We start from the raw sequence: 6,081 nt of genomic DNA, 5'->3' as shown, positions 1-6,081 counted from the left end.
TGGGAGAGTAGGACGCCGCCGAACAATCATTGCTGAAGAACCCCCATCCGGATTCCGGATGGGGGTTCTTCGCGTTTCCCGGGACTTTCTCCCGGCGTGCTTTCCCGGAAATCCGATGATCTGGTGTTGCTTCAACCGCGCAGGTGGTCCTAGGTCCACCTCGGGATTGGGGTACCACGGCCAGTGTGGGTGGCGGGCGGTTCGTGAACACTGAGGGAGGACGATCGGTACCGGCATCAGGAGCTTCCCGTGACAACAGCGAGTCGTACGAGCGGCACGTCCGTACGTGCTCAGGCCCGGACGGCCTTCGTGGCCGGCGGTGAGGGGCTGGCCCGGCTTGCGGTGGTGGTGCTCGCCGCGGTGCCCGGGACGGTGCTGCCGCTGGGTGCCGCGATCATCGCGGGCGTGGTGACGTCCCAGTTGCTGGAGGCCTACGACCTCCAGGTCTTCTTCGCCCTCCTGGCGGGAGTGGCCGTCGGGGCCGTCGTGGCCGCCAACAACATCCGCCGCACCGCGAACCGTACGCGGGGACTGCTGGAGCGCTGGTTCGGGATCCGCCTTCCTGCGGTCTACGGACCGATGCCGGGGCTGGAGTTGGACGACCGCGGGCACTGGTGGACGGGGTACTCGTACCACCGCTCGCAGACGGTGGCGAAGTACGCACAGCTGGTCCACTGGGGCCTGCGGGACAGCACCACCCGCGGTGAGTTGACCTGGCTCGCCGTGAACCCGTTCCTGACGCTGGCCCTGGCCGGGCCGGTGGCCGCCCTGCTCGTGGTGGGGGCGGCCTACACCCTGGCGGGGCCGGTTCCGTCGGCCGGGTTCGGGCCGCTGAGCGCGCGCTCGGTGTCGATCCTGCTGAGCGGCGGGCTCGGGGCCGCCATGATCGTCGTCGGGATACTCATGGCACCGTTCGCGGTGCGTGCGTACGCGGAGGCGGCCCGCCGGGTGCTGGACCGGGACGGCCGGGCGACGCACGCCCAGCTGACCAGGCGGGTGGCCGAGTTGACCGAGACGCGGGCGGACGCGGCGGGCAACCAGGCGGCCGAGCTGCGGCGGATCGAACGGGACCTGCACGACGGCGCGCAGGCGCGGCTGGTCGCGATCGGGATGACGCTGGGGACCATCGAACACCTCATGGACACCGATCAGACGGCGGCCCGGGAGCTCCTCGCCGAGGCCCGGCAGTCCTCGGCCCGGGCCCTGCAGGAGCTGCGGGACCTGGTGCGCGGCATCCACCCGCCGGTGCTCGCCGAGCGGGGTCTGGGCGATGCCGTCCGCGCCCTGGCGCTGGACAGCTCGCTGCCGACGGAGGTGTGCGTGAGTCTGCCGGACCGGCCGGCGGCCCCGGTGGAGGCCGCGGTGTACTTCAGCATCTGCGAGCTGATGGCGAACGCGGCCAAGCACTCCGGCGCCGAACAGGTGTGGGTGGACATCCTGTACCGTGCCGGCTTCCTGCGGGTCACGGTGACGGACGACGGCGTGGGCGTGGCCGATCCCTCGCGGGGGACGGGACTACGCGGGATCGAGAAGCGATTGGGTACCTTCGACGGTGTCCTCGCCATCGACAGCACGTCGGGCGGTCCCACCACCATCACCTTGGAGTTGCCGTGCGAGTTGTCCTCGCCGAGGACCTCTACCTCCTTCGCGAAGGCCTGATCAGGCTGCTGGAGGCCCACGGGTTCACCGTGGTCGCGGCGGTGGAGACCGGGCCCGAGCTGCTGGAGGCGCTGCTCACCCACCGTCCGGACGTGGCCGTGGTCGACGTCCGGCTGCCGCCGACGCTCACCGACGAGGGGTTGCAGGCCGCGCTCAAGGCCCGCCAGAAGATCCAGGGCCTGCCCGTCCTGGTCCTCTCGCAGCACGTCCAGCAGCTGTACGCGCGGGAGTTGCTGGCGGACGGCACCGGCGGGATCGGGTACCTGCTGAAGGACCGGGTGTTCAACGCGGGGCAGTTCATCGACGCGGTCCGCCGGGTGGCGGCGGGCGGGACGGCGATGGACCCGGACGTGATCGCCAAGCTGATGCAGACCACCTCGCGCCGGCCGGGCCCGCTGCTGCGGTTGTCCCCGCGCGAGCGCGAGGTGCTGGAGCTGATGGCCGAGGGCTGTTCCAACTCGGCGATCGCCGCGCGCCTTTCGGTGAGCGACGGCGCGGTGGCCAAGCACATCGCCAACATCTTCACCAAACTCGAACTGGCCCCGGCCGAGGACGCCAACCGTCGGGTGCTGGCCGTGCTGACGTACCTCAACGGTACGGCGGGGCAGAGCCGCTGACGGTCCGGCCGGTTCCCCGGGGCGGGCCGGACCGTCCACGGCCGCCGCCGTGCCGTGGACCGTGACACCCCAGGCTGCGGGAACGCTTAAACAGGTGTACGAGTAAACTCCGGTTGGCCGAGCCCGGTGGCTTTCAGCCATCCGGCGGCCCGACCAGCGGGACCCGACAGTCGAGGCAGCGTACGGCCGCAGCCGACATCCAGGGGTTGATAGACGTAATGGCACGCCCAACGCTCACCAAGGCCCACCGCGGCCTACTCGGCCTGGTCGCGGCCGGTGCCTGCATCATCTCGGGCATCGGATTCGCGGGCTCGTACAACGCGGTGCGCGAGCTGGCCCTGGAGAAAGGTTTCGGCGCCTTCTCCTACGCCTTCCCGATCGGCGTCGACGCGGGCATCGTGGTGCTCCTCGCGCTCGACCTGGTGCTGACCTGGCTGCGGATCCCCTTCCCGATGCTCCGGCAGACCGCCTGGCTGCTGACCGTCGCCACCATCGCCTTCAACGCGGCCGCCTCCTGGGGCGACCCGCTCGGCATGGGCATGCACGCCGTCATCCCGGTGCTCTTCGTCGTCGTGGTGGAGGCCTCCCGCCACGCGGTCGGCCGGATCGCGGCGATCACGGCGGACCGCCACATGGAATCGGTCCGGGTGATGCGCTGGCTCCTGTCCCCGGTCCCGACCTTCCGGCTCTGGCGTCGGATGAAGCTCTGGGAGCTCCGCTCCTACGACGAGGTCATCCGACTGGAACAGAACCGTCTGGTCTACCGGGCGCAGCTGCGCTTCCGCTACGGCCGCGGCTGGCGCCGCTCGGCGCCGATCCAGGCGCTGCTGCCGCTCAAGCTCGCCAAGTTCGGCGTTCCGCTGGACCCGGGGCTGCTCGACCGGCTGGACGACGAGGCCCGCGAGCGCGAGGCCGCGGAGGTGCCGGCTGGTCAGGAGTCGCGCGAGCTGGCTCCCCAGGGGGCCAGGGCCACGGCCATCGCCCCGGCGGCCGCGGCCCCGCTCGGCGCACCGCAGCAGCTCCAGCACCCGCAGCAGACCACGCAGGCCCCGCAGGCCGCCCGCCCGCAGCAGGCCGCGAGCCCGCAGCAGGCCCCGCTGGAGCCGCAGGCCCAGCCGCAGCCCGCGGCGGCCCAGGCCGACGCCCCGGCGGCCGCCGCACCGATGCCCGCCGAGGTGGCCGCGCCCATGCTGGCGAAGCTGGCGGCCGTCCGGTTGCGCGCCGCGCAGGAGCCGGAGGCGGCGGGAGACGCCGTCCCGGAGCCGCACCGCGAGGAGCTGAACGTCTGGACCGAGCGACCGGTCCGCACCACCGGCCACCCGGCCGACGCTGGTCCGGGCGGGCGGGTTCCCGGCCAGGCCTCGCCCTGGTTCAAGCCTCCGCGCCCGGTCGCCGACGAGCCCGTTGCGGCCGCCGCCCAGGCCGTCGCTCCTGCCCCCGGCCCCGCCTCCGTCCCGGCGCCCGCCGGGTCCGGGTCCGGGCCCCGGCCACAGGCCCAGTGGCCGGCCGCCCCGCAGCAGTCCGAGCAGCCCGTCGCGCCGCAGCCCCAGGCGCCGCAGCAGCCGGGGCAGCCCGCTTCGTCCGGGCAGTCCGCCCAGGCCGAGCAGCCGGTTCCGGCCGAGGAGCCCGCCCAAGCCGAGCACACCGAAACCCGCCCGGCGGCCTCGCGGCTCGACCCGGACCTCGCCTACGAGGCCCTCGTCTCGTACATGGACAACCACGGCCACCAGCCCGACCCGCAGCGCCTCGCCGACTGGCTGACCAGGGAGTACGGCGTCACGGGCAAGGGCCCCGACGGCTCGGTCCACCCGAAGGAGGTCGCCGAGCTCTTCCCGGCGCTGCGCGACCGCTACGCCGCCGCTGGGAGGGACTGACCGCAGCGGTCCACCGTCCGGCGCTCGGTCGGCCATTGACGGCCGTCCCCACCGCAGCTACCTTCGCCTCAACAAATTGTTGAAGCGCTGGTTCGGCATGGAGGAGTGCGGATGTCGCAGGTCGAGGTGGACGGTAACGGGCCGACGGGCGGGGCTTCCTTCTCTGCTGCCGCCCTGGCCGCAGTGGAGGCGCTGCTCGCGCCGGTCGACGCCGACCTGGCGCGCCGCTACCCGGGCGACTCCGGGACCAGGCAGCCGGTGCACACCGTCTACGTCCCGGCCGGCGCCTTCGCCGCCGACACCGTACGGGAGTGGGGCCGCCAGGCGCTGGCGGCCTTCGACGCCCACGCCGGCACCCCCGCCGAGCTGGCCCGCGCCCTCGGCGTCGCCGACGACGCCCTGCTCGCGGACGTGCACGCCCGGGTCCGCGCCAAGCTGGAGCGCGAGCCGATCGAGGACCTGCGGATCGACTTCGAGGACGGCTACGGCCCCCGCCCCGACGCGGAGGAGGACGCCGCCGCCGTCCGGGCCGCCGGACTGGTCGCCGCGGCCGTGGCCGGGGGCGACGCCCCGCCGTACATCGGCATCCGGATCAAGTGCATGGAAGCGCCGGTCCGTGCCCGCGGCATCCGCACCCTGGAGCTGTTCCTGGCCACCCTGCTCGCGGAAGGCGGCCTGCCGGAGGGCCTGGTCCTGACCCTGCCCAAGGTCACCTACGCCGAGCAGGTCACCGCACTGGTCCGCCTGCTGGAGGACTTCGAGCGCCGGGCCGGGCTGCGCGCCGGCCGCATCGGCTTCGAGATCCAGATCGAGACCACGCAGGCCATCCTCGGCCCGGACGGCCGGGCCACCGTCGCCCGCATGATCGAGGCCGCCGAGGGGCGGGCGACCGGTCTGCACTACGGCACCTTCGACTACAGCGCGGCCTGCGGGGTCAGCGCCGCCCACCAGAGCATGGACCACCCGGTCGCCGACCACGCGAAGGCGGTCATGCAGGTGGCCGCGTCCGGCACCGGCGTCCGGCTCTCCGACGGCTCGACCAACGTCATCCCGACCGGCTCCACCGAGCAGGTGCACGCCGCCTGGAAGCTCCACCACGACCTGGTCCGCCGCTCGCTGGCGCGCGCCTACTACCAGGGCTGGGACATGCACCCGGCGCACCTGCCGACCCGTTACGTCGCCGTGTACTCCTTCTACCGCGAGGGCCTGGCCGCCGCCGCGGCCCGGCTGTCCGCGTACGTCGCCAAGGCGGGCGGCGACGTGATGGACGAGCCGGCCACCGCCCGCGCGCTCAGCGGCTACCTGCTGCGCGGCCTGGACTGCGGCGCCGTCGACCTCGCCGAGGTCACCGCGCTGACCGGGCTGGACCGCGAGCGGCTGAACACCCTCGCCGGCCGCTGACTCCGTAGCCGCCGGTCCACCGGCCGGTGCGCCAACTAGGGTCCGTCTTCAAGCCCCCGTCGTCCGCCCGGAGGGCGGGCGGGGCGGCGTTGGGGTGCGTGCATCGCAAGGCGGAGGATGGGGGCACCTCCCGGCCGAAGGCTGGGGGCCATCGGCGACTGACGACAACGCCGCGAGGTGCGTGGCCTGGGGGCACCTCCCGGCCGAAGGCTGGGGGCCATCGGCGACTGACGACAACGCCGCGAGGTGCGTGGCCTGGGGGCACCTCCCGGCCGCCAGGCTGGGGGAGCGTCGCCCCGCAGGCGAGGGTTTGAAGACGGGCCCTTACTGGGCGTTTCGTCCACGAGAGAGCCGGTTGATGCCGGTTCCGGGGACGTCCACTCGACTCGCTTGTGGTGACTCCCGGGGCTGTGGCGACTGCCCGCTGGGCCCTGATCGAGCCCACCCTCACCGCCTGGCGCCAGGAACGCACCGCTCGCGCGCTCGCGTTCGGCCGGCCACCCGAGCACGAGCTGCGCGACCTGCTGGAC

Annotated in this window: 4 protein-coding genes and 1 pseudogene; all 5 read left to right on the top strand. The window is 73.5% G+C overall.

Annotated features, from left to right (window positions below; genetic code table 11):
* Window positions 1-249: 249 nt before the first annotated feature.
* Entirely contained in the window at window positions 250-1,659 is a 1,410-nt protein-coding gene (locus tag ACIRST_RS42250) for a sensor histidine kinase (RefSeq protein WP_402810095.1), read from the top strand.
* A complete protein-coding gene (locus ACIRST_RS42245; protein ID WP_350525487.1) occupies window positions 1,611-2,276 on the top strand; it encodes a response regulator transcription factor in 666 nt (221 codons plus the stop codon). Before ACIRST_RS42250 ends, ACIRST_RS42245 begins: the two co-directional genes overlap by 49 nt.
* A gap of 218 nt (window positions 2,277-2,494) precedes the next feature.
* The gene (locus ACIRST_RS42240) at window positions 2,495-4,150 is read left to right on the top strand and encodes a DUF2637 domain-containing protein (RefSeq protein ID WP_402810092.1); all 1,656 of its coding nucleotides are present in this window, start codon (window positions 2,495-2,497) and stop codon (window positions 4,148-4,150) included.
* 111 nt (window positions 4,151-4,261) lie between these two features.
* The gene (locus ACIRST_RS42235; protein ID WP_402810089.1) at window positions 4,262-5,551 is read left to right on the top strand and encodes a DUF6986 family protein; all 1,290 of its coding nucleotides are present in this window, start codon (window positions 4,262-4,264) and stop codon (window positions 5,549-5,551) included.
* 392 nt (window positions 5,552-5,943) lie between these two features.
* Window positions 5,944-6,081, top strand: a pseudogene (locus ACIRST_RS42230) (IS5/IS1182 family transposase); the annotation flags it as partial.

It is taken from the genome of Kitasatospora sp. NPDC101447 (assembly GCF_044767225.1).
Classification (GTDB): domain Bacteria; phylum Actinomycetota; class Actinomycetes; order Streptomycetales; family Streptomycetaceae; genus Kitasatospora.
The sequence above is the reverse complement of the archived record's forward strand: the minus strand, read 5'-3'. Positions and strand labels throughout refer to the sequence as shown.